Raw genomic sequence first — 20,178 nt, 5'->3', positions numbered from 1 at the left:
CGGCCTCCGGACGTGGCGTTCGGCGTTCACGGTTCGGCCCAGGCGCACGGCACACACTTCCCGGGCCGCTCCCCGATGGTCGATCCCATCCCAGCGCGCCAGTCACGGCCCGTGGATCAGCGTACCGGGAGGGCCCGCGGGAGAGGTTCCGCCGTCCACCATGCGAGCGACGGCAGGGTCCGGCCGGGACCGATCCCTGCCGTGGGTCACAGGATCACGTGCGGCAGGAAGCGTGCGTATTCGTCCGTCACCAGGCCGGACGATTCGCGGATGCCGAGGCCGGCCGATTCATGTCCGACGACCCAGGCGCCGAGGACGACCCGGTTGCCGTCGAAGGACGGCAGGGGCGCCAGCTCCTGGTAGCAGCAGGCCTCCTCGCGGACGGCGACGGGTCCGGAGCCCGGTTCGTGGATGGTGACGCCTGCGCCCTCGCGGCCGAGGAGGGGCTTGGCCACGTATCCGCTGGTGGTGGCGAGTTCGCGGGGGCCGTCGAGGTAGGCGGGAAGGAGGTTGGGGTGGTCGGGGTACAGCTCCCAGAGGATCGCGAGGAGGGCTTTGTTGCTGAGCAGCATCTTCCAGGCGGGTTCGATCCACATCGTCGTGCCGGTGCCGCCGCCGTTGTCGAGGGTGGCGAGGACGTGCGGGGCGAAGCGGTCGGTGGTGAGCCATTCCCAGGGATAGAGCTTGAAGCAGCTGCGGATGAAGCGGAGCTGCTTGTCGACGAAGCGTCCGGAGAGGCGGTCCCAGCCGATCTCCTCCATCGCGATCCAGGCGGTGTCGAGGCCGGCCTGTTCAGCGGTCTCCTTCAGATAGCCGACCGTCATGAGGTCCTCGCCGAGTTCGTCGGCGGCGGAGTGCGCGAAGTAGAGGGGGCTGCCCGGTGGGAGGAGGGAGGCCTGCTTCCGCCAGGCTTCGACGAGCCGTTCGTGGAGGGAGTTCCACTGGTCGGCGCCGGGGAAGCGTTCCTCCATCCAGAACCACTGGGGGCTCGCGGCCTCGACGAGCGAGGTCGGGGTGTCGGCGTTGTACTCCAGGAGCTTCGCCGGGCCCGTGCCGTCGTAGCGGAGGTCGAAACGGCCGTACAGGGAGGGGAGTTCGGCGCGGCGGCGCCAGGCCTCGGCGACCGGCTCCGCCACGCGCGGGTCGGTGATCCCGAGGTCGGCGAGGCGGTTCCCGGTGACGATGTACTCGGCCGCGGCCAGGCACATCGTGTGGAGTTCCTCGACGACCTGCTCCAGGGCCTCGACCTCGGGCAGGGAGAAGACGTAGTGGGCGGACTCGTCCCAGTAGGGGCGCAGGGAGTCGTCCGGGTAGCGGGTGAGGGGGTAGATGAGGCCCTGGTCCTCGACCGTTCGCTGCCAGTCGGGGCGGGGTTCCATGGTTCGGCGTTCCACAGTAGGTGTCCGTAGATCCGTCAGTTGTCCGGAGAGCCGTCAGCGCGTTCCGTGTCCCGGTCAGCCGCCGCCGCTGCCCGAGTCCGAGCAGCCGAAGCCGTCCCGGTCGACGGCCTCGCTGCGGCTGAAGGTGCCGTCCTCGGCGCGGCCTCCGGCGACGTCGGCGTCGTAGTACCAGGCGGCGTCGACCGTGCCGCTCCCGCTGGTCCCGCGTTTCCTGCCCGACGACGTGGAGCCGGAGCCGGACGCGCAGTTCTTGTCGACGACGACCTTGTAGCCGCCCGCGTAGTCGTAGCTGTCGCGGTCCACGCAGCGGCGGTCGGGATCGGACCCGCATGAGGTGAGGGCTGTCGCGAGAATGCCCATGCCTCCGAGTACGACCGTGCTGGACCGTAGTCTTCTGCGCTGCTCCGCCATGTCTCTCCCCCGTCAGGCCCGTCGTCCGGGCTCGTCAGTCCGACAGCGTAAAGATCACGCGCCCCGGTTGTACAAGCGGCTACCCCAACTTTCCTTCCTCTAAAGTCACTTTGTGCTCTTTGGAATGCTGTGTGCCCTTGGTGCGTCGGTGTGCTTCGGGACCGCGACGGTGCTGCAGGCGATCGCCGCGCGGGCGGCCGGGCCGGGCACGGAGTCCTCTGGCCCGGCTTCCGGTGACGCGGCTTCCGGGGTGAACGCCGCCCTGTTCCTGCGGGCCGTGCGTGAGTGGCGGTATCTCGCCGGGCTCGCGCTCGACGGGGTCGGGTTCGTGCTGCAGATCGCGGCCCTGCGGTCGCTGCCGATCTACGCGGTGGGGGCGGCGCTCGCCGCGAGTCTCGCGGTGACGGCGGTGGTGGCGGCCTGGCTCCTCGGGGTGCGGCTGAGCGGGGTCGAGTGGAGTGCGGTCGCCGTGGTGTGCGCGGGGCTCGCGATGCTCGGGCTGGCGTCCGGCGAGGAGGGGGACAGGGCCGGTTCGACGGCGCTCAAGTACGCGATGCTGGCCACCGCCTTCGCCGTACTGCTCGTCGGAGCGCTCGCCGGGCGGCTGCCCGGACGGGCGCGGGCGCTCGCGCTCGGCCTGGGCGCCGGGTTCGGGTTCGGGGTGGTCGAGGTGTCGGTCCGGCTCATCGACGGCCTCGCGCCCTCGACGCTCGTCACCAATCCGGCGACGTACGCGCTGCTGCTGGGCGGGGGTGCCGCGTTCCTGCTGCTCACCTCGGCGCTCCAGCGCGGCTCGGTGACGACGGCGACGGCGGGGCTGGTCGTCGGCGAGACCATCGGGCCGGCCGTGGTGGGCGTGGTCTGGCTGGGCGACCGTACCCGCGAGGGTCTGGAGTGGCTGGCCGTCCTCGGTTTCGCGGTGGCGGTGGCGGGCGCGCTGGCGTTGGCGCGCTTCGGGGAGGCGCCGGCGGACGACGGGGCGAAGGCGGAACCGCGCACGACCTAGAGCTTGGGCCTGAGCTTGGGCCTGGGCCTGGGCCTGGGCCGACCCCCGCCGCTCGCCTCCCGCCTATCGCCGATCGCCACTCACCGCCCGCCGCCGCCAGCTCGCTGCCCAGGCGCGGCTAGGGCAGCGCCCCGCACAGTGTGTCCAGGGCTCCCGGCCAGCCGCTGTCCGACGGGGTTCCGTAGCCGACGACCAGGGCGTCCGCCGGAGGGTGCGTGGCGGCCGGGTGGCGGTAGCGGGTCAGGCCGTGGACGGCCAGGCCGTGCCAGGCCGCCGCGCGGACCACCGACTGCTCGGTGCCGGGCGGGAGCCGCAGCACGGCGTGGAATCCGGCCGCGATACCGGTGGCGGTGACCGACGGGGCGCGGGCCGCCAGGGCCGCGACGAGCTGGTCGCGGCGGCGGCGGTAACGGAGGCGGGAAGCCCGTACGTGACGGTCGTACGCGCCCGAGGTGATGAACTCCGCCAGGGTCAGCTGGTCCAGGACCCCGCACGACCAGTCCGCGCCGCCCTTCGCCGCCATGACCTCGGGCGCCACGTCCGGCGGCAGGACCAGCCAGCCGAGGCGCAGGCCGGGCGCGAGCGCCTTGCTGGCGGTGCCGAAGTACACCACGCGGTCCGGGTCGAGGCCCTGGAGCGCGCCCACGGGCTGGCGGTCGTAGCGGAACTCGCCGTCGTAGTCGTCCTCCAGGATCAGCCCGCCCGTGCGCCGCGCCCAGTCGACGACGGCGGCACGGCGGTCGGGGTGCAGCGGCACACCCATGGGGAACTGGTGGGCGGGCGTGAGCAGCACCCCGCCCAGGGCGCCGTCACCGGGCGCGCCCAAGTCGTCGGTCCGCGTGCCCAGTTCGTCGAACGGCAGCGGCAACGACTCCAGGCCCGCCCGTTCGATCAGGTCCCAGTGCACATCGAGGCCGTACGACTCCACCGCGAGCGTCCGTGCGCCCCGCCGCCGCAGCACCTCCCCGAGCAGCATCAGCCCGTGCACGAAACCCGAGCAGACGAGGATGTGGTCGGGGTCGGCGCGTACGCCACGGGCGCGGGCGAGGTAGCCGGCGAGGGCGGTGCGCAGTTCGACCCGGCCGCGCGGATCCCCGTAACCGAGGGCGTCGTTCGGTGCCGCCGTGAGGGCCCGGCGGTAGGCCCTGAGCCACTCGGCGCGCGGGAAGGAGGCGAGGTCCGGGGTGCCGGGGACCAGGTCGTACGCGGGTCCCCGGAGTGAACGGGGCCTGCGCGCGGGAGAGGCCGGGACCGGCACGTTCCGCTGCGCCACGCGTGTGCCCGAGCCCTGGCGTGCGGTGAGCCAGCCCTCGGCGACGAGGTCGGCGTAGGCGTCGGCGACCGTGTTGCGGGCGATGCCGAGGTCGGCGGCGAGGGAGCGTGAGGACGGCAGCCGGAGGCCCGGGGCGAGCCGTCCGCCCCGCACCGCCTCCCGCAGCGCGTCCGTGAGGCCTCTGCGCAGGCCGGAGCCGGTACGCGCCACGTCCACATGCAGATCCACTCCGAAAGTGGCCCAAGATCCAGCCATGGAAATGGACCATACTCCTGGGCTGGTTCGCTCGTAGGGTCGAGAACATGACGACGACGACACAGAGCACCACCGCCCCCGAGGAGAGCCCCCGGCTCCAGTGGGCCAAGTTCGCCCCCGAGGTCTACAAGGCCATGGTCAAGCTGGACGCGGCGGCCCGGCGGGGCGTCGACCCCGTGCTGCTGGAACTGGTGAAGATCCGCACCTCTCAGCTCAACCACTGCGCGTTCTGCCTCGACATGCACACGAAGGACGCGTTCGCGGCGGGCGAGAGTGTGGAGCGGATCGTCCAGCTCAGCGCGTGGGAGGAGTCCCGGCACTTCTACACGGAGAAGGAGCTTGCGGCGCTCGCGCTGACCGAGGCGGTGACGGTTCTGACGGACGGGTTCGTCCCGGACGAGGTGTTCGAGACGGCCGCGCGGTACTTCGACGAGACGGAGCTGTCCCAGCTGCTTGCGTCGATCACGGTGATCAACGCGTGGAATCGGTTCGGGGTGAGTTGCCGTCTTGTGCCGGGGCATTACACGGCGGGGCAGCACGGGTGAGTCTCCGGACCCGTTTTTCCGGACGGGTCCACGTGATCGCTTCGGCTGCGGGCCGTGGGGGTTGCCCGCGCACCCTAAAAGACTGCGCAGTTCCCCGCGCCCCTGAAAAGACCGGGCCGGTCGCCGCTGCCCCGTTCCGCTCAAAGCGAAAAGACTGCGCAGTTCCCCGCGCCCCTGATGGGGGCGCGGGGAACTGCGCGGGCAACCCCCATCGGCCCGCAGCCGACGGACAGCGCCAGCCGCCCCGCCCCGTCAGTGCTACTTGGTCAGCCAAGCCCTCCACGTGCGTTCATGGCCCCGTACCCACTTCTTCGCCGCCTCCTCCGGGGACAGTTTCTGGTCCGCGATCAGGAGGGAGACCTCGTTCTGGTCCTCGGTCGTCCACTTGAACTTCTTCAGGAACGCGGCGGCCCCGCCGTCGGACTTCGCGAAGTCCGCGTTGAGGTACTTGCGGAGCGGCGTGTGCGGATACGCGCAGGCGACCGCCTCCGGCTCCGCGTCGCAGCCCTCCTTGTACGCGGGCAGCTTCACCTCTGTCATCGGCACCTTCTTGAAGAGCCACTGCGGCGAGTACCAGTACGTGAGAAACGGCTTCTTCTCCTTGGCGAACTGCCGCATCTGCGTGATCTGCGCCGCCTCCGAACCGGCGAACACCACCTGGAAGTCGAGGTCCAGGTTCTTCACCAGCGCCTTGTCGTTCGTGACGTAGGAGGGTGAGCCGTCGAGCAGCTGCCCCTTGCCGCCGCTCTCGGCGGTGCGCAACTGGTCGGCGTACTTGTTGAGGTTCTTCCAGTTCGTCACGTCGGGGTGCTGCTTCGCGAAGTACGTCGGTACGAACCAGCCGATGTGCCCGGTGACGCCGAGGCCGCCGCCGTCCACGATCGTCTTCTTGTCCTCGACGTACCGCTGTTCCTGCTCGGGGTGGCCCCAGTCCTCCAGGATCGCGTCGACGCGGCCCTGGCTGAGCGCGTCCCACGCGGGCACCTCGTCGACCTGGACGGTGTCGACGCGATAGCCCAGTTCGTGCTCCAGCAGGTACTGCGCGACGGCCACGTTGGCCTGCGCGCCGACCCAGGACTGCGTGGAGAGGGTCACGGTCTTAGCGCCCTGCGCGTTGGCGAAGGGCGAGGACTGCTTGGTCATGTCGGCGGCTCCGCAGCCGGCCGTCAGCACCAGCAAGGAGCAGCCGACCGCGAGCGCACCGGTCGTACGTGTCACACGTGTACGCATCTCAGGCTCCCTTCTTCGTACGGCGCCGCGTCGGTTGCGTGACCCGGTCGAGCATCAGGCCGAGGCAGACGATCGCCGCGCCGGCCACCAGACCCGTGGCCAGGTCGCCCTGGGCGAGCCCGAACACGACGTCGTAACCGAGCGCGCCACCGCCGACCAGGCCGCCGATGATGACGACGGCGAGGACGAGGACGACGCCCTGGTTCACGGCGAGCAGCAGGGCGGGGCGGGCCAGCGGCAGCTGGACCTGGCGCAGTTGCTGCCAGCCGGTCGCGCCCATGGAGCGCGAGGACTCCATGGCCGCCGGGTCCACGTTGCGCAGGCCCTGCGTGGTGATGCGGACGACGGCGGGCAGCGCGTAGACGACCGCGGCGGCGACCGCGGGGGCACGGCCGACGCCGAAGAGCGCCACGACGGGTATGAGGTAGACGAACTGCGGCATGGTCTGGAAGACGTCCAGGACGGGGCGCAGGAGGCGTTCGCAGCGCTCGCTGCGGGCCGCCGCGACGGCCGTGCCGAAGCCGAGGACCAGCGTGACCGCGACCGCCGCGAGGACCTGCGAGAGCGTGTCGAGGGACGGCTGCCACACACCGAGCACCCCGATCGCGGCCATCGCGAGGACGGCGGTCAGGGCGGTGCGCCAGGTGCCGATCAGCCAGGCGAGCGCGGCGACGGTCAGCAGGACCGCCCACCAGGGCAGCCACTGCAGGCCGTCGCGCACCGGGTTCAGGACGCCGGTGGTGAAGTGGGCCGCCCAGTCGGCGGTGCCGCCCACGTAGGGGACGCCGGAGTAGAGGTGGTCGGTCATCCAGTCGACGGCGCGGTTCACCGGCTCGGCGATGTTCACGATCCAGGTCTCGGGCCAGTCGAGCCGGCCGGCCAGGCGTCCGGCGACCGCGACGGCCAGGGCGGCGACGGCGGCGAGGACCCAGCCGGTCCGGCCGGTCCGGCTCGCCCAGCGGGAGCCCGTCCCTTCGGACCACGCCTCCGCCGAACCCGCCGAATCCGCCGATCCCGCCGCTCCCGTCACCCGGTCCAGGACGACGGCGAGCAGCACGATCGGGATGCCGGCGGCGAGCGCGGCGCCCACGTCGACCGAGGCGAGTGCCTGGTAGACGCGGTCGCCGAGGCCGCCCGCGCCGATGACGGACGCGATGACGGCCATCGAAAGGGCCATCATGATGGTCTGGTTGAGGCCGAGCAGGAGTTCCTTGCGGGCGAGCGGCAGCCGGGCCGTGAACAGCCGCTGCCGTGCGGTGGTGCCCAGCGACTCGACGGCCTCCATCACGCCGGCGTCGGCGCCGCGCAGCCCGAGCGCGGTGAGGCGGGCCATGGGCGGGGCCGCGTACACGACGGTGGCGAGGACCGCGGCCGGGACGCCGATGCCGAAGACGAGGACGACCGGCAGGAGGTACGCGAAGGCCGGCAGCACCTGCATGGTGTCGAGGACGGGCCGCAGTGCGCGGTACGTACGGTCGGAGAGTCCGGCGGCGAGGCCCAGCAGCGCGCCCAGGGCGACGGACGCGAGGACCGCGACCACCATGAGCGCGAGGGTCTGCATGGTGGGCACCCACATACCGAGCAGCCCGCAGGTCAGGACCGCGGCGGCCGTGCCGAGCGCGAGCCGCACCCCGGCGACCCGCCAGGCGACCAGTGCCGCCGCGGCCGTGACGCCCGCCCAGCCCGCGGCGAGCAGGACGAGGTAGACGGCGCGTACGGCGAGGACGACCGCGTTCGAGACGTGCCCGAAGAAGTAGAGGAACAGCGGGTGGCTGTCGCGGTTGTCGATGATCCAGGTGCTGGCCCTGCCGAGGGGTTCGGTGAGGTCGACGGTGAGGGCGCCCGGCCAACTGCCGCTCGCCCAGCGGGAGTCGGCCAGCGGTACGAGGACGGCCGCGGCGACGGCGAGCAGGACGAGCTTGCCGACGGCCGGGCGCCGGAGAAAGCCGAGGAAGCCGGGCAGGGCCGTACGGGGAGCGTGCGCGGTGGCCGTGGCCATCAGGCCACCCCTTCGCGAGCCGACCCGAAGGACCCGGCGGACCCGGCGGACCCGGCCGCCTCAGCGGACCCGGTCGACCCGGTCGACCCGGCAGACTCGGTGGATCCGACCGACCGGGTGGCCGTCCCCGCCACCACCTCCAGCAGCGCGTCCGAGTCCACGACTCCGAGGCAGCGTCCCTGGTCCACCACGCGGGCGGTCTGTCCCGAGCGGGCGACCGCCTCGATGGCCTGCGAGACCGTGGCCTCCGGCGACAGGGCCGGACCCTCGCCCGCCTCCTGCGCCGACGCGGCCCGCATGGCTCTGCGGACCGTCATGACCTGCTCGCGCGGCACGTCCCGGACGAACTCCCGTACGTAGTCGTCGGCGGGCGAGCCCACGATCTCCTCGGGCGTGCCCAGCTGGACGATGCGGCCGTCGCGCATGAGGGCGATCCGGTCGCCCAGGCGCAGCGCCTCGTTCAGGTCGTGCGTGATGAAGACCATCGTGCGGCCCTCCTCGCCGTGCAACCGGATCACCTCCTCCTGCATGTCTCGTCGAATCATCGGATCGAGAGCACTGAACGGTTCGTCGAAGAGCAGGACTTCGGGATCCACCGCCAGCGCCCGGGCGAGTCCCACGCGCTGCTGCTGGCCGCCGGAGAGCTGACCGGGGCGGCGCTGCTCCATGCCTTCGAGGCCGACCTTCGCGACGACCTCCTGCGCCTTCGCGCGCCGCTCGCGCTTCGGCACCCCCTGGACCTCAAGGCCGTACGCCACGTTGTCGAGCACGGATCGGTGCGGGAGCAGGCCGAAGTGCTGGAAGACCATCGCGGCCCGGTGGCGGCGCAGTGCGCGCAGCCGCGCCCTGTCCATGGCCCGCACGTCCTCGCCGTCGATGGCGATCGTGCCGGCGGTCGGCTCGATGAGTCGGGTCAGACAGCGGACGAGGGTGGACTTGCCGGAGCCGGACAGGCCCATGACGACGAAGACCTCGCCCTTGCGCACATCGAAACTGACGTCCCGGACGGCGGCCGTGCAGCCGGTACGGGAGCGGAGTTCGGCGGCGGAGAGGGCGGCCAGCTCGGGGTCGGCAGGGACCCGGTCGGCCTTGGGGCCGAAGACCTTCCACAGGCCGTCCACGGAGAAGACGGGCTCGGCGCCCTTGGCGTCCTCGGCACCCGCGCGCTCGGCGGAGGCTTCCTGAACAGTGGTCGTCGTACTCATCACGCACCGCCTCCCAGCAGGTCCACGCACTTCTCGCCGACCATGAGGACCCCGATCATCGGGTTCACGGCGGGCATGGTCGGAAAGACGGACGCGTCGGCGATCCGGAGGCCGTCGAGGCCGCGGACCCGCAACTCGGGGTCCACGACGGCGAGCCGGTCGTCCGCCGCGCCCATCCGGCAGGTGCCCGCCGGGTGGTACACGGTGTGGGCGACCTTGCGCGCGTACTCGCTCAGTTCCTCGTCGCCGGTGACGTCGGGCCCGGGGCACACCTCGCGCGTGAGCCAGTGCGCGAGCGGTTCGCTCTTCGCGATCTCGCGGGCGATCCGGATGCCGTCGACGAGGGTACGGCCGTCGTAGTCGTCCTCGTCCGTGAAGTAGCGGAAGTCGAGGGCGGGCTTCTCGGCCGGGTCGGCGCTGGTCAGATACAGCCGGCCGCGGCTGCGCGGCTTGGGGATGTTCGGGGTCATCGAGACGCCGTGCTCGGGGCGTTCGTAGCCGAGGCGCTCCGGATTGTCCGTGAAAGGGATCTGGTAGAAGTGGAACATCAGGTCGGGGCCCGCCCGTTCGGGGTCCCGCCGTACGAACAGACCCGCGTCGGAGTCCATCGCGGAGTTCTCGGGGATCGGCCCGTCCGTCTCCCAGACGATGACCGACTCGGGGTGGTCGAGCAGGTTCTCGCCGACACCCGGCAGGTCGTGGACCACGGGTATGCCGAGCTTTTCGAGGTCCTCGCGCGGCCCGACGCCGGAGTGCAGCAGCAGCCGGGGCGAGTCGACGGCGCCGGCGCACAGCAGGACCTCACGACGGGCCCGTACGAGGAGTTCGTCGCCGTCCTTCGTCGTGACACGGACCCCGCGGGCCCGGGTGCCGTCCAGTTCCAGCTTGTGCGCCCAGGTCTCCAGGTACAGGTGGAGGTTGGGCCGCTCGTCCATGACGGGGTGCAGATACGCGACGGACGCGCTGGAGCGCTTGTTGGTCTCCGGGTGGTAGGCGAGGTCGAAGAAGCCGACGCCCTCGGTGAACGGCTTCTTGTTGAAGCCCTCCACGTGCGGCACGCCGAGCGTCGACTGCGCCGCGTCCACGAAGTCGCGGGCGATGGCGTTCCGGTCCTTCTCATCGACCGGGACGATGTTGTTGCGCAGGCGCGGGAAGTACGCCTCCATCGGAACCGAACCCCAGCCCTCGGCGCCCGCCGCCTCCCACTCGTCCCAGTCGGACGGCAGCGGCTTGAACGCGATGAGGGTGTTGTGCGAGGAACAGCCGCCGAGGACCCGGGCGCGGCTGTGCCGGATGTGCGAGTTGCCGCGCGGCTGCTCGGTCGTCGGGTAGTCGTAGTCGAGCTCCCCGCCGAGCAGGCCCATCCAGCGGCGCAGGGTCAGGACGTCGTCCCGGTCCACGTCACTGGGGCCGCCCTCGATGACGGCGACGGTGACCTCGGGGTTCTCGGTGAGCCGGGAGGCGATGACGGATCCGGCGGTACCGCCGCCGATGACGACGTAGTCGTACGTGTGCTCGTGCTCGGGCTCATACGTGTACGTGCTGTCGGGCTCGCGCTTGTTTTCGGGCATGCGGTGGCGCTCCAGGGGGCCTTGTGAGGTGGGGGGCGGCGTGAGGGCCGTTGAAGGGGTGCCGGGTGTCAGCCCGCGAACCAGCGGACCGGCTTCGGGGCGAGGTTCTGGTACACGTGCTTCGTCTCGCGGTACTCGGCGAGGCCCGCGGGCCCCAGCTCGCGGCCGACGCCGCTCTTGCCGAAGCCGCCCCACTCCGCCTGCGGAAGGTAGGGGTGGAAGTCGTTGATCCAGACGGTGCCGTGCCGCAGCCGTCCTGCCACGCGCCGGGCGCGCCCCGCGTCGGCGGTCCAGACGCCTCCCGCGAGTCCGTACTCCGTGTCGTTGGCGAGCGCCACGGCCTCGTCCTCCGTACGGAAGGTCTCGACCGTCAGGACGGGCCCGAAGACCTCTTCCCGTACGACGCGCATCTCGCGGTGGCACTGGTCGAGGACGGTCGGCTCGTAGAAGTAGCCGGTCGCGGGGAGCCGGTCGGACGGGTCGGGGCGGGCGCCGCCGGTCCGCAGCACCGCGCCCTCCGCCAGGGCGGCGGCCACGTACCCCTCGGTCTTCTCGCGCTGTTCGGCGGAGACGAGCGGGCCGCACTCGACGCCGTCCTCGGTGCCGCGGCCGAGCCGGATCAGCCCGGCGCGGCGCACCAGTTCGGTGACGAACCGGTCGCGCACCGACTCCTCGATGATCAGGCGGGAGCCCGCCGAGCAGACCTGGCCGCTGTGGATGAACGCGGCGTTCAGGGCCTGGTCGACGGCGGTGTCGAAGCCCTCCTCGGTGGCGCAGGAGTCGGCGAAGACGACGTTGGGGTTCTTGCCGCCGAGTTCGAGGGCGACCTTCTTCACCGTGAGGGCGGCGGCCTGCGCGACCTTCGTACCGCTGGCGAGTCCGCCGGTGAAGGAGACGAGGTCGACGCCGGGATGCTCGGCGAGCCGGGCGCCGACGCTGTGCCCGGGACCGGTGACGAGGTTGGCCACTCCGGCGGGCAGCCCGGCCTCCACCAGCAGCTCGATGAGGGCGACGGTGGTCAGCGGGGTGATCTCGCTGGGCTTGAGGACGAAGGTGTTGCCCGCGGCGAGGGCCGGGGCGACCTTCCAGCTGGCCTGGAGCAGCGGGTAGTTCCAGGGCGTGATCATCGCGCAGACGCCGACGGGCTCGTGCACGACGACGCTGTGGATGTCGTCCGAGCCGGCGTCGACGACCCGGCCGCCGCCCTCGCCGACGACGAGATCGGCGAAGTACCGGAAGGCGTCGGCGACGCAGTCGATGTCGACCCGCCCCTCCTCCAGCGTCTTGCCCGCGTCCCGGCTCTCCAGGAGGCCGAGCTTCTCGCGGTCGCGGACGAGGAGGTCGGCGACGCGGCGCAGGAGGGCGGCCCGCTCGGTGACGGGCGTGCGGGGCCACTCCCCGTGGTCGAAGGCGCGCCGGGCGGCCTCGACGGCGGCGTCCGTGTCCGGCACCCCGCCCTCGGCGACCTCGGCGAACGGCTTCGCGTCCGCCGGGTCGAGGATGTCCCGTACGGCTCCGGAGGCGGCGGCACGCCACTCGCCGTCCACATGAATCGTCTGCTGCGCCTGGTGTCCCGACATGATCCGGTGCTGCCTTCCGTTCCTGTTCCGTGCCCGTCACTCTCGGGGCCGGGAGCACCTGCCCCTCGGCCCCGATGTCATGCGCACCCCGTCGCCGAAGTGCGCGGGGTCACTGACAAGCCGCCCGAAACATGGACACCCCGACGAGTCTTTGACTAAAGTCAAAGATTATGAAGTCGGTGTCGGCATCAGTCCCCGGACCCGGGGTGTCCGCGGCGCACGTGACGGTCCTGCGTCGCTTCAACCGCTACTTCACGCGCCGGATCGGGGTGCTCGACGACCACTACCTCGGGCAGGACCGGCCCCTCGGCGAGGCACGGCTGCTGTACGAGATCGGAGCCGGCGCGTCCCTGCGGGAGCTGCGGACCCGGCTCGGTCTGGACGCCGGCTACCTGAGCCGGATGGTGCGCGCGCTGGAGAAGCAGGGACTCGTCCGGGTCACCGTGCACCCCGCGGACAGCAGACTGCGCCTCGCGGAGCCGACCCCGGCCGGGCGGGCCGAACTGGCGGAGCAGAACCGCCGCGCGGACGACCTCGCCGAGGGACTGCTGCGCGGGTTGACCGAGGCCCAGCGGGACCGGCTGACCGAGGCGGTCGCGGTCACCGAACGGCTGCTGCGGCTGGCCGCGATCACGGTACGGCCCGTCGACGCGGCCTCGCCCGACGCACGCGCCTGCCTCGCCGGTTACGCCGCCGAACTCGACGGACGCTTCCCCGAGGGGTACGCCGCCACCGACCTCGTACCCCCCGAACGGATCGCCGCGCTCCTCGTCGCGTACGAGGAGGAACGCGCCGTCGGCTGCGGGGCGCTGTGCGCGCTCGACGCGGGGACGGCCGAGATCCGGCATCTGTGGGTACGTCCGGAAGCGCGCGGGCTGGGCCTGGGGCGGCGGCTGCTCACCGAACTGGAGGGGGCCGCCGCCGGGCGCGGACACCGGACCGTACGCCTGGACACGCACAGGGTCCTCAAGGAGGCGGCGGCGATGTACCGGACCGGCGGGTACACCGAGATCCCGCCGTACGGCGACAACCCGCACGCCGGGTACTGGTTCGAGAAGCCGCTCACGACCGCCGGCGAGGGGCCTTGAACGCACCGATCCCCGGGCGGGCGCCCGGGGATCGGTGGTGAAACGGCTCAGAGGGTGAGCGGGCCTAGGTCCTGTCCGGTCGATCACGGCGAAGGGAAGCTGCGGTGCCTTGTGGGCGCCGGTGAGCGGGGTGTGGTGCGTGCAGCTGCAAGGCGGAGGAGGGCGTCGACGCGGAGCGTCGGCAACCGACGACAACGCCGCAGATGTGCGTGCCACACCCCGCGTCTTCGCCGTGATCGACCGGACAGGTCCTAGATGAGGCCGAGGGCGCGGACCGCCTCGCGCTCCTCCGTCAGCTCCTGCACCGACGCGTCGATACGCGCGCGGGAGAACTCGTTGATGTCGAGGCCCTGGACGATCTCGTACGAGCCGTCCTTCGTGGTGACGGGGAAGGAGGAGATGAGGCCCTCCGGAACGCCGTACGAGCCGTCGGACGGGATGCCCATCGAGGTCCAGTCGCCGTCCGCCGTGCCGTTGACCCACGTGTGGACGTGGTCGATGGCGGCGTTCGCGGCCGACGCGGCTGACGAGGCGCCACGGGCCTCGATGATGGCCGCGCCGCGCTTGGCGACGGTCGGGATGAACTCCTCGGCCAGCCACTTCTCGTCGTTCACGGTCTCGGCGGCGTTCTTGCCGGCGATCGTGGCGTGGAAGATGTCGGGGTACTGGGTGGCGGAGTGGTTGCCCCAGATGGTGAGGCGCTGGATGTCCGCGACCGTGGAGCCGGTCTTCTTCGCGAGCTGCGTGAGCGCGCGGTTGTGGTCCAGACGGGTCATCGCGGTGAAGCGCTCCGCCGGTACGTCCGGGGCGGCGGCCTGGGCGATGAGGGCGTTGGTGTTGGCCGGGTTGCCGACGACGAGGATCTTCACGTCGTCCGCGGCGTTGTCGTTGATGGCCTTGCCCTGGGGCTTGAAGATGCCGCCGTTGGCCTCCAGGAGGTCACCGCGCTCCATGCCCTTGGTACGGGGGCGGGCGCCGACGAGCAGACCGACGTTCGTGCCGTCGAAGGCCACGTTCGGGTCGTCGGTGATGTCGATGCCCTGAAGGAGCGGGAAGGCGCAGTCGTCGAGCTCCATGGCGGTGCCCTCGGCGGCCTTCAGCGCCGGCGTGATCTCCAGCAGACGCAGCTTGACCGGCACGTCCGCGCCGAGCAGCTGGCCGGAGGCGATGCGGAAGAGCAGGGCGTAACCGATCTGGCCGGCCGCGCCGGTGACGGTGACGTTCACGGGAGTGCGGGTCATGGCGTTCTCCGTATGGCAGCTGACGGTGGGGCGTCCCTGCCCCGGGGTGCGGGATCCCGGCCCTGGCGGCGCGATGATCGATCACCGGTGTCGATGATCGATCTCTCGGCGTCAAGAGAGATCCAGCGGTCAGGCTATCGCGCATCCGGGATCCCGGACGGCCGGGGCCCTGTGGGGCGCCCCACAGGGCCGTGCCCGGCGGGTTGGCAGAGCCGTCTGGGCTGCGGGCGGCGGGGCTGGTGCGCTGTGGGCTGCGCCCAGCGGGGCTGGTGCGTTGTCGGGTGCGGGGCGGTGGGGGCTGGTCGCGCCGTTCCCCGCGCCCCTTAAAAGCAAAAGATTGCGCCGTTCCCCGCGCCCCTGAAGGGCGCAAGGTTGCGCTGTTGGCTGCGGGCCTGGAGGGCGAAAAGACTGTGCCGTTCCCCGCGCCCCTGGGGGGGTAGGTGGCGGTCGTTGAACCGGGAGAGTGGGTCAACGGCCGCCACCAGGTGGGGGTGCCGGTCGGCAGCTCGGGGGCTGCCATCCTGCCGAAAACACTCCGGACTCCCGTGGGGGTACGGTCCGCCTGCCCCGAAGGACGTCCGCCATTCCTCCCTCACGCCAACGGGCGCCCGGCTCAAGGGAGTCGGGCGCCCGTCCGGGTCGCGTGCGGTGACGCGACCGGCTACTTCGTGCAGCCCTCCACGCCCGACGCGAGCGTCGCGCAGGCCTTCGCCCCGGTGGCGCTCTTCACCGCGACCATCGGGGTGTAGGCGTCGGTGTCCGTCTCGACCTCGGCGGTCTGCGCGGCAGCCGAGCCGGCCGATATCCGGACCGTGTCCCCCGCCCCGGCCGCGGTGATACGGGCCCAGGCGGCACCGCACGTCTCGCTGTACCGGACCTCGACCTGCGCGGTGCCGACCACGGCCTTCTCCACGGTCTGCGCCAGCGTCCCGCCGCAGCCCATGTTCTCCGGGTCCTTGCCCGCGCAGTCCGTGCCGTTGCACTCGACCCCGGCAGGCAGTTTCTTGCTCACCGTCGGGCTCGGGCTCGGTTTGGCCTCGTTCTTGCCCTCGTCACCGCCGGAGCTCGTGAGGTACACGGCCGCGGCCACCACCACGAGCGCGCCCACGACTCCGGCGAGGAACATGGTGAGCCGCCGCTTGCGCCGCTGCCCGTCGGGCGAACCGCCGGTTCCCGGCCGCGCGTCCTGCGGCGGACCCCCGGCCGGACCGCCGGCCCGCGCAGGACCGGCCGAACCGGACGGCCCGTACGCTCCCGCCGGACCGAAACCGGAGGCACCGGACGATCCCGGGGGCGAGGCGACGACTCCCCAACCGCCACCTCGCGCATCCGCACCGGTCCTCGCGCCCGCGCCCTCGGCGCCGCCGGTCCCGTACGGCGGCCTGCGCTCGTCCCCCTGCTCCGGGCTCTGCGGGGGCACGGTGGGTGACACCCCGGCCGGGCCCGCGATACCCGGCTTGGGCGCGGTCGTGCTTCCCCCGGCGCGCGCCTGCTTCCCGCTCTTTCCCCCCTTGGCCGGAGTCGGCCCGAACTCCCCCAGCGCGGCGCGCGCCTGGGAGATCCGGATCGCTTCCATGGTCATGTCGTGGCGCATCTCCGAACGGCTCCAGGCGCGCTCGGCAAGCTCCCACATGGTCGTCAGATGGACGGGATTGGTCCCGGTCACCTCGGCCAACGCCACGATCGCGCCCTTGGGCGCGAGCAGGCGGCCGTTCAGATACCGCTCCCAGGACGTCTTGCTGTATCCCGTGCGGTCGGCCACGGCGGCGATACTCAGCCCACCGCGGTCGACCAGTCGGCGCAACTGACTGGCGAACTCCCTTACCTGCGGATCGAGTTCATCCGGCAAGGGCCTCCAACGAGGCATTGGTACCCCCCTCTTCCCCCCGGTACGTGCTGGTCTTTTCCCGCGTGTGAAGCCCCTGCCGAGTCCCCGTTCCGGCTACCCACAGGGATGCGTTCGGTCAGGATCTCAGTTCCCGGGATGGGGGCGCACGGGAGCATTCGGGCCTGTGGGCATGCACCGTCGCATGCCCCCTGGTCTGCGGTCCAGTGTCCCACCGACTTGCCTCCCGGCTGACGAGCCGGCCGGGCCGCCGGGCAGGGACGTGCACGGCGTCGTGCGTCACTCGCTGTTTCAGGGGGATCACACGCACACCAGGGGCAGATCGGATCGTCGACCGCTCGCCTCCGTCACGATGAGGCGACGGCCGCGGTCGGTCCGCCAGGCTATCGACGGAAACGGTGGCGCGTACGGCGTCCTGGGCGACCGGTACCGGCGAGGACACGTTTTGCGCGCCCCGCGCGCGGGAGGTGCCGGAACGGTCACCGCCCTGCCACAGGCGACTGACAGGTATTGAACGGCCATTGGCACGTCCATGACCCTGGATTCCAGGCGGCGCCCCTCCGTACTTCGGGGGAACGGACGGGCGCCGCCGCTTCAAGCGCCCCACAGTCGAACGGCCCCCGAAGGGGCGCGGGGATTTGCGCGCTCAGTCAGGCGCCCCGAAGGGGCGCGGGGAACTGCGCGCTCAGCCACGGCGGACCGGCAGATCCCCACGACGCTCGGCACCGAAGGCACCGAGCGGAGCGCTCCCGTCTACGTCCTGATCGTGAAGTGCAGCGTGTCGTCCAGGAACGGAAGCTCCAGCCAGGGATTCGGCTGCGCCATCATCGCGAGCAGGGCGATGGTCGCCCCCAGGACGCCGTACGTGACGAGGTCCGTGAACCGGGAGCGGACGGCGAGCATGCCCACGTCGGGCAGCACCCAGCGCATGGCGGCACCCACGAGCAGGGCGACGCCGATCAGCAGGGTCCCCGCCTTGAACGCGTCGAGCGCGGTCAGCAGCAGTCCGAGCCCGACCAGGCCGGTGACCGCGAGGATCGGCCACTGCCGTGCGGGCGCGGGCGCGTCACGGCGGGCCGCCCTGCCGCCGCCCTCGGGCCGCGCGGTGTCCCGGGTGAACAGGGGGAACCGCCGCGTGGCCCGCCGGGGCTCCCCGTCGGGCCCGGGCGCACTGACGGCGTCACTGACGGTCAGCTCCTCGTCCTCGGCGGCTCCGGTCTCCGCATCCGGCTCCGAGGCAGAGTCCGAGTCCGGCGCCGTAGCCGTTTCCGAGGCCGATCCCGCAGCCGGGGCCGATCCCGGTTCCGGGTCCGAGGCGGAGGCTGCGGTTGCAGTTGCGGTTGCGGTTGCGGCTGATGCCGAGGTCGGTTCCGCAGCCGGGGCTGAGCCCAGGTCCGAAGCCGGGCTCGGCGCCGGAGCCGGGCCGGACTCCGATTGAACGGCGTCCTTCCGAGCCGGGCCTCCGTCATCGGCCGGAGCCGACGTCGTCGCCTGAGCCGGGGCCGTCGTCGTCACCGGAGACGGGCTCGGCGTCGGCGCGTCGCCCGCCCCCCGGGCATCGTTCTTCGCCGGGCTCACAGCCCCCTCCTCCGCCGGGATCGCCGGCTCGCGGTCAGACGGCACTGCGTTCCGCCGCCTCGACCACGTTGACGAGGAGCTGGGCGCGGGTCATCGGGCCCACTCCGCCCGGGTTCGGCGAGATCCACGCGGCGACCTCGGCCACCCCGGGGTGGACGTCGCCCACGATCTTGCCCTCGGCGTTGCGGGAGACGCCGACGTCGAGGACGGCCGCCCCCGGCTTGACGTCCTCGGGGCGGATCAGGTGCGCGGACCCCGCCGCGGCCACGATGATGTCGGCCTTCCGCAGATGCGCGGCCAGATCGCGCGTACCGGTGTGGCACTGCGTGACCGTCGCGTTCTCCGAGCGCCGCGTGAGCAGCAGCGGCATCGACCGGCCGATGGTCACACCGCGGCCGACGACCACGACCTCGGCGCCCTTGATCTCCACTCCGTACTGCCGGAGCAGGGTGAGGACGCCGTTCGGGGTGCAGGGCAGCGGGGCCGGCTCGTTCAGGACGAGACGGCCGAGGTTCATCGGGTGGAGCCCGTCGGCGTCCTTGTCCGGGTCCATCAGTTCGAGGATGCGGTTCTCGTCGATGCCCTTGGGGAGCGGCAGCTGGACGATGTACCCGGTGCAGGCCGGGTCCTCGTTGAGCTCGCGGACGACCGCCTCGATCTCCTCCTGCGTGGCGGTCGCGGGCAGTTCACGCTGGATGGAGGCGATACCGACCTGCGCGCAGTCGCGGTGCTTGCCCGCGACGTACTTCTGGCTGCCGGGGTCCTCACCGACCAGGACGGTCCCGAGTCCGGGCGTGATGCCCCTCTCCTTCAGGGCCGCCACGCGGACGGTCAGATCGGACTTGATCGCGGCTGCGGTGGCCTTGCCATCGAGAATCTGGGCGGTCATGGGCCCATCCTCGCGGATGACGGGGCCCCGGTTCCAATCCGGCCCCCCGCCCACGGCCCCCGGCCTCCCCCGACACCCCGCCCGACCCCGTCGCTGTCCCGCTTCGCCCCATGATCGACGAGGTTGCACTTGCACAACGCAGCCGGTATCCGGCTGGACAAATAAGTGACGCGTTAAGGACGATGAATGACACAGTGCCGCGGACAGTACCGGGGGGACGAACCGCATCTGTAGAACTTTCCTCCGAAATGTGCCGCGTCGTCCCCGCACTTGACGCAACGACGGAGGAAAGACGCCATGAGTTTCGGCGATCCGAACAACCCCTACGGCCCGCCTCCCCAGGGCCAGCAGCCCGGATATCCGCCGCAGCAGCCCCAGGGGCAGCCCGGCTACCCGCCCCAGGGCCAGCCCGGTTACGGCTACCCGCAGGGCGCCCCGCAGCAGCAGCCCGGCTATGGCTACGGCTACCCGCAGCAGCCGGCGTATCCCGGTTACCCGGGCGGGAACCACATACCGATGGAGATGCCGGGTCTGATGAAGACCGCGCGCGTCCTGCTGTTCATCCTGGCGGGTCTGCAGATCCTGTTCGGGATCATCGCCGGCATAGCGGTCGGCGCCGCGCAGGACGCGTCGAACGGCTTCGGCAGCGGTGACGACACCGACACCCTCGCGGGCCTGGGCTTCGTGCTCGCGGCGTTCCTGGTCGGCATCGGCGCCCTGTCGATCTTCCTGGGCGTGAAGTTCAAGAACGGCGGCACCGGCATCCGCGTCACGACGATCGTGTACGCGTCGCTGATGATCCTCGGCGGTCTCGGCAACACCGTGCAGGGCGGCGGCGGTTCCGTCACCTTCGGCGGGATCATCTCCCTGGCCATCGCCGGCATCATCCTCGCCTCGATGGTGAACGGCGCCGCCACCGCCTGGTTCAAGCGCCCGCGGTACTGACCTCGGGAAACGGCCCGTGCACGTCGTACACGCGCCGTTCACACGCCAAGGGCCGTGTTCCGCCTCGTGAAGGGGAACACGGCCCTGGCGCGTACCGGGGTCCTGCCGGGGTCCTG

The 20,178-nt window shown here is 71.9% G+C and carries 16 protein-coding genes and 1 riboswitch; of the genes, 4 read left to right on the top strand and 12 right to left on the bottom strand.

The features are described 5' to 3' along the window. Nucleotides 1–29 precede the first annotated feature (29 nt). Nucleotides 30–116: riboswitch (ZMP/ZTP riboswitch) on the bottom strand. Nucleotides 117–206: 90 nt separating this feature from the next. Continuing rightward, nucleotides 207–1,394: a glutathionylspermidine synthase family protein gene (locus ACZ60E_RS37795; RefSeq protein WP_469446454.1), complete on the bottom strand. Its 1,188-nt coding sequence runs from the start codon at nucleotides 1,392–1,394 to the stop codon at nucleotides 207–209. A 60-nt stretch (nucleotides 1,395–1,454) separates the two neighbouring features. Continuing rightward, complete coding sequence (locus ACZ60E_RS37790) at nucleotides 1,455–1,811, bottom strand: hypothetical protein (protein WP_384800323.1); 357 nt, start codon at nucleotides 1,809–1,811, stop codon at nucleotides 1,455–1,457. Nucleotides 1,812–1,935: 124 nt separating this feature from the next. Here ACZ60E_RS37790 and ACZ60E_RS37785 point away from each other — a divergent pair, with 124 nt between their 5' ends. Continuing rightward, a complete protein-coding gene (locus ACZ60E_RS37785) occupies nucleotides 1,936–2,817 on the top strand; it encodes a DMT family protein (protein WP_469446452.1) in 882 nt (293 codons plus the stop codon). Nucleotides 2,818–2,935: 118 nt separating this feature from the next. On the opposite strand, the gene pdxR is transcribed toward ACZ60E_RS37785, so the two are convergent. Next, a complete protein-coding gene (gene pdxR / locus ACZ60E_RS37780) occupies nucleotides 2,936–4,345 on the bottom strand; it encodes a MocR-like pyridoxine biosynthesis transcription factor PdxR (protein ID WP_469446450.1) in 1,410 nt (469 codons plus the stop codon). 47 nt (nucleotides 4,346–4,392) lie between these two features. Here pdxR and ACZ60E_RS37775 point away from each other — a divergent pair, with 47 nt between their 5' ends. Continuing rightward, nucleotides 4,393–4,890: a carboxymuconolactone decarboxylase family protein gene (locus tag ACZ60E_RS37775; protein ID WP_384800332.1), complete on the top strand. Its 498-nt coding sequence runs from the start codon at nucleotides 4,393–4,395 to the stop codon at nucleotides 4,888–4,890. Nucleotides 4,891–5,148: 258 nt separating this feature from the next. Here ACZ60E_RS37775 and ACZ60E_RS37770 read toward each other — a convergent pair whose 3' ends face one another. The 5 genes from ACZ60E_RS37770 to ACZ60E_RS37750 all read right to left on the bottom strand — a co-directional run bounded on the left by ACZ60E_RS37770 (nucleotide 5,149) and on the right by ACZ60E_RS37750 (nucleotide 12,475). After that, nucleotides 5,149–6,120 carry an ABC transporter substrate-binding protein gene (locus ACZ60E_RS37770; protein WP_469446448.1) on the bottom strand — a complete coding sequence of 324 codons (972 nt, stop codon included), beginning with the start codon at nucleotides 6,118–6,120 and terminating at the stop codon, nucleotides 5,149–5,151. A gap of 1 nt (nucleotide 6,121) precedes the next feature. Then, a complete protein-coding gene (locus ACZ60E_RS37765) occupies nucleotides 6,122–8,119 on the bottom strand; it encodes an ABC transporter permease (RefSeq protein WP_469446446.1) in 1,998 nt (665 codons plus the stop codon). Beyond that, nucleotides 8,119–9,324, bottom strand: coding sequence for a quaternary amine ABC transporter ATP-binding protein (locus ACZ60E_RS37760; RefSeq protein WP_469446444.1), 1,206 nt, complete (start codon nucleotides 9,322–9,324; stop codon nucleotides 8,119–8,121). The genes ACZ60E_RS37765 and ACZ60E_RS37760 overlap by 1 nt, the downstream gene beginning before the upstream one ends. Continuing rightward, nucleotides 9,324–10,895: a GMC family oxidoreductase gene (locus ACZ60E_RS37755; protein WP_469446442.1), complete on the bottom strand. Its 1,572-nt coding sequence runs from the start codon at nucleotides 10,893–10,895 to the stop codon at nucleotides 9,324–9,326. Before ACZ60E_RS37755 ends, ACZ60E_RS37760 begins: the two co-directional genes overlap by 1 nt. A gap of 68 nt (nucleotides 10,896–10,963) precedes the next feature. Further along, a complete protein-coding gene (locus ACZ60E_RS37750; RefSeq protein ID WP_384800347.1) occupies nucleotides 10,964–12,475 on the bottom strand; it encodes an aldehyde dehydrogenase family protein in 1,512 nt (503 codons plus the stop codon). Nucleotides 12,476–12,645: 170 nt separating this feature from the next. On the opposite strand from ACZ60E_RS37750, the gene ACZ60E_RS37745 reads away from it, so the two are divergent. Further along, complete coding sequence (locus ACZ60E_RS37745; RefSeq protein ID WP_469446440.1) at nucleotides 12,646–13,563, top strand: GNAT family N-acetyltransferase; 918 nt, start codon at nucleotides 12,646–12,648, stop codon at nucleotides 13,561–13,563. A 251-nt stretch (nucleotides 13,564–13,814) separates the two neighbouring features. Here ACZ60E_RS37745 and ACZ60E_RS37740 read toward each other — a convergent pair whose 3' ends face one another. The 4 genes from ACZ60E_RS37740 to ACZ60E_RS37725 all read right to left on the bottom strand — a co-directional run bounded on the left by ACZ60E_RS37740 (nucleotide 13,815) and on the right by ACZ60E_RS37725 (nucleotide 19,117). Then, complete coding sequence (locus ACZ60E_RS37740; protein ID WP_384800353.1) at nucleotides 13,815–14,804, bottom strand: malate dehydrogenase; 990 nt, start codon at nucleotides 14,802–14,804, stop codon at nucleotides 13,815–13,817. Nucleotides 14,805–15,465: 661 nt separating this feature from the next. Beyond that, nucleotides 15,466–16,671 (bottom strand): helix-turn-helix domain-containing protein, encoded by a 1,206-nt coding sequence (locus tag ACZ60E_RS37735; RefSeq protein WP_469446439.1) that lies wholly within the window; start codon nucleotides 16,669–16,671, stop codon nucleotides 15,466–15,468. A gap of 732 nt (nucleotides 16,672–17,403) precedes the next feature. Continuing rightward, a complete protein-coding gene (locus ACZ60E_RS37730; protein WP_469446572.1) occupies nucleotides 17,404–18,042 on the bottom strand; it encodes a DUF3017 domain-containing protein in 639 nt (212 codons plus the stop codon). Between the two features lie 220 nt (nucleotides 18,043–18,262). Then, nucleotides 18,263–19,117: a bifunctional methylenetetrahydrofolate dehydrogenase/methenyltetrahydrofolate cyclohydrolase gene (locus ACZ60E_RS37725; RefSeq protein ID WP_384800359.1), complete on the bottom strand. Its 855-nt coding sequence runs from the start codon at nucleotides 19,115–19,117 to the stop codon at nucleotides 18,263–18,265. 297 nt (nucleotides 19,118–19,414) lie between these two features. On the opposite strand from ACZ60E_RS37725, the gene ACZ60E_RS37720 reads away from it, so the two are divergent. Beyond that, nucleotides 19,415–20,062 (top strand): hypothetical protein, encoded by a 648-nt coding sequence (locus tag ACZ60E_RS37720; RefSeq protein ID WP_384800362.1) that lies wholly within the window; start codon nucleotides 19,415–19,417, stop codon nucleotides 20,060–20,062. Nucleotides 20,063–20,178: the final 116 nt, after the last annotated feature.

The sequence above is a fragment of the Streptomyces sp. NPDC102514 genome (genome assembly GCF_055584525.1).
This window is presented reverse-complemented; position numbering and strand designations above follow the sequence as displayed.

Excerpts from the sequence above, each read along its gene's own strand:
- ACZ60E_RS37790 (WP_384800323.1), bottom strand. The coding sequence starts at position 1,811 with ATGGCGGAGCAGCGCAGAAGACTACGGTCCAGCACGGTCGTACTCGGA.
- ACZ60E_RS37785 (WP_469446452.1), top strand. The coding sequence starts at position 1,936 with ATGCTGTGTGCCCTTGGTGCGTCGGTGTGCTTCGGGACCGCGACGGTG.
- pdxR (WP_469446450.1), bottom strand. The coding sequence starts at position 4,345 with ATGGCTGGATCTTGGGCCACTTTCGGAGTGGATCTGCATGTGGACGTG.
- ACZ60E_RS37775 (WP_384800332.1), top strand. The coding sequence starts at position 4,393 with ATGACGACGACGACACAGAGCACCACCGCCCCCGAGGAGAGCCCCCGG.
- ACZ60E_RS37770 (WP_469446448.1), bottom strand. The coding sequence starts at position 6,120 with ATGCGTACACGTGTGACACGTACGACCGGTGCGCTCGCGGTCGGCTGC.
- ACZ60E_RS37765 (WP_469446446.1), bottom strand. The coding sequence starts at position 8,119 with ATGGCCACGGCCACCGCGCACGCTCCCCGTACGGCCCTGCCCGGCTTC.
- ACZ60E_RS37760 (WP_469446444.1), bottom strand. The coding sequence starts at position 9,324 with ATGAGTACGACGACCACTGTTCAGGAAGCCTCCGCCGAGCGCGCGGGT.
- ACZ60E_RS37755 (WP_469446442.1), bottom strand. The coding sequence starts at position 10,895 with ATGCCCGAAAACAAGCGCGAGCCCGACAGCACGTACACGTATGAGCCC.
- ACZ60E_RS37750 (WP_384800347.1), bottom strand. The coding sequence starts at position 12,475 with ATGTCGGGACACCAGGCGCAGCAGACGATTCATGTGGACGGCGAGTGG.
- ACZ60E_RS37745 (WP_469446440.1), top strand. The coding sequence starts at position 12,646 with ATGAAGTCGGTGTCGGCATCAGTCCCCGGACCCGGGGTGTCCGCGGCG.
- ACZ60E_RS37740 (WP_384800353.1), bottom strand. The coding sequence starts at position 14,804 with ATGACCCGCACTCCCGTGAACGTCACCGTCACCGGCGCGGCCGGCCAG.
- ACZ60E_RS37735 (WP_469446439.1), bottom strand. The coding sequence starts at position 16,671 with ATGCCTCGTTGGAGGCCCTTGCCGGATGAACTCGATCCGCAGGTAAGG.
- ACZ60E_RS37725 (WP_384800359.1), bottom strand. The coding sequence starts at position 19,117 with ATGACCGCCCAGATTCTCGATGGCAAGGCCACCGCAGCCGCGATCAAG.
- ACZ60E_RS37720 (WP_384800362.1), top strand. The coding sequence starts at position 19,415 with ATGAGTTTCGGCGATCCGAACAACCCCTACGGCCCGCCTCCCCAGGGC.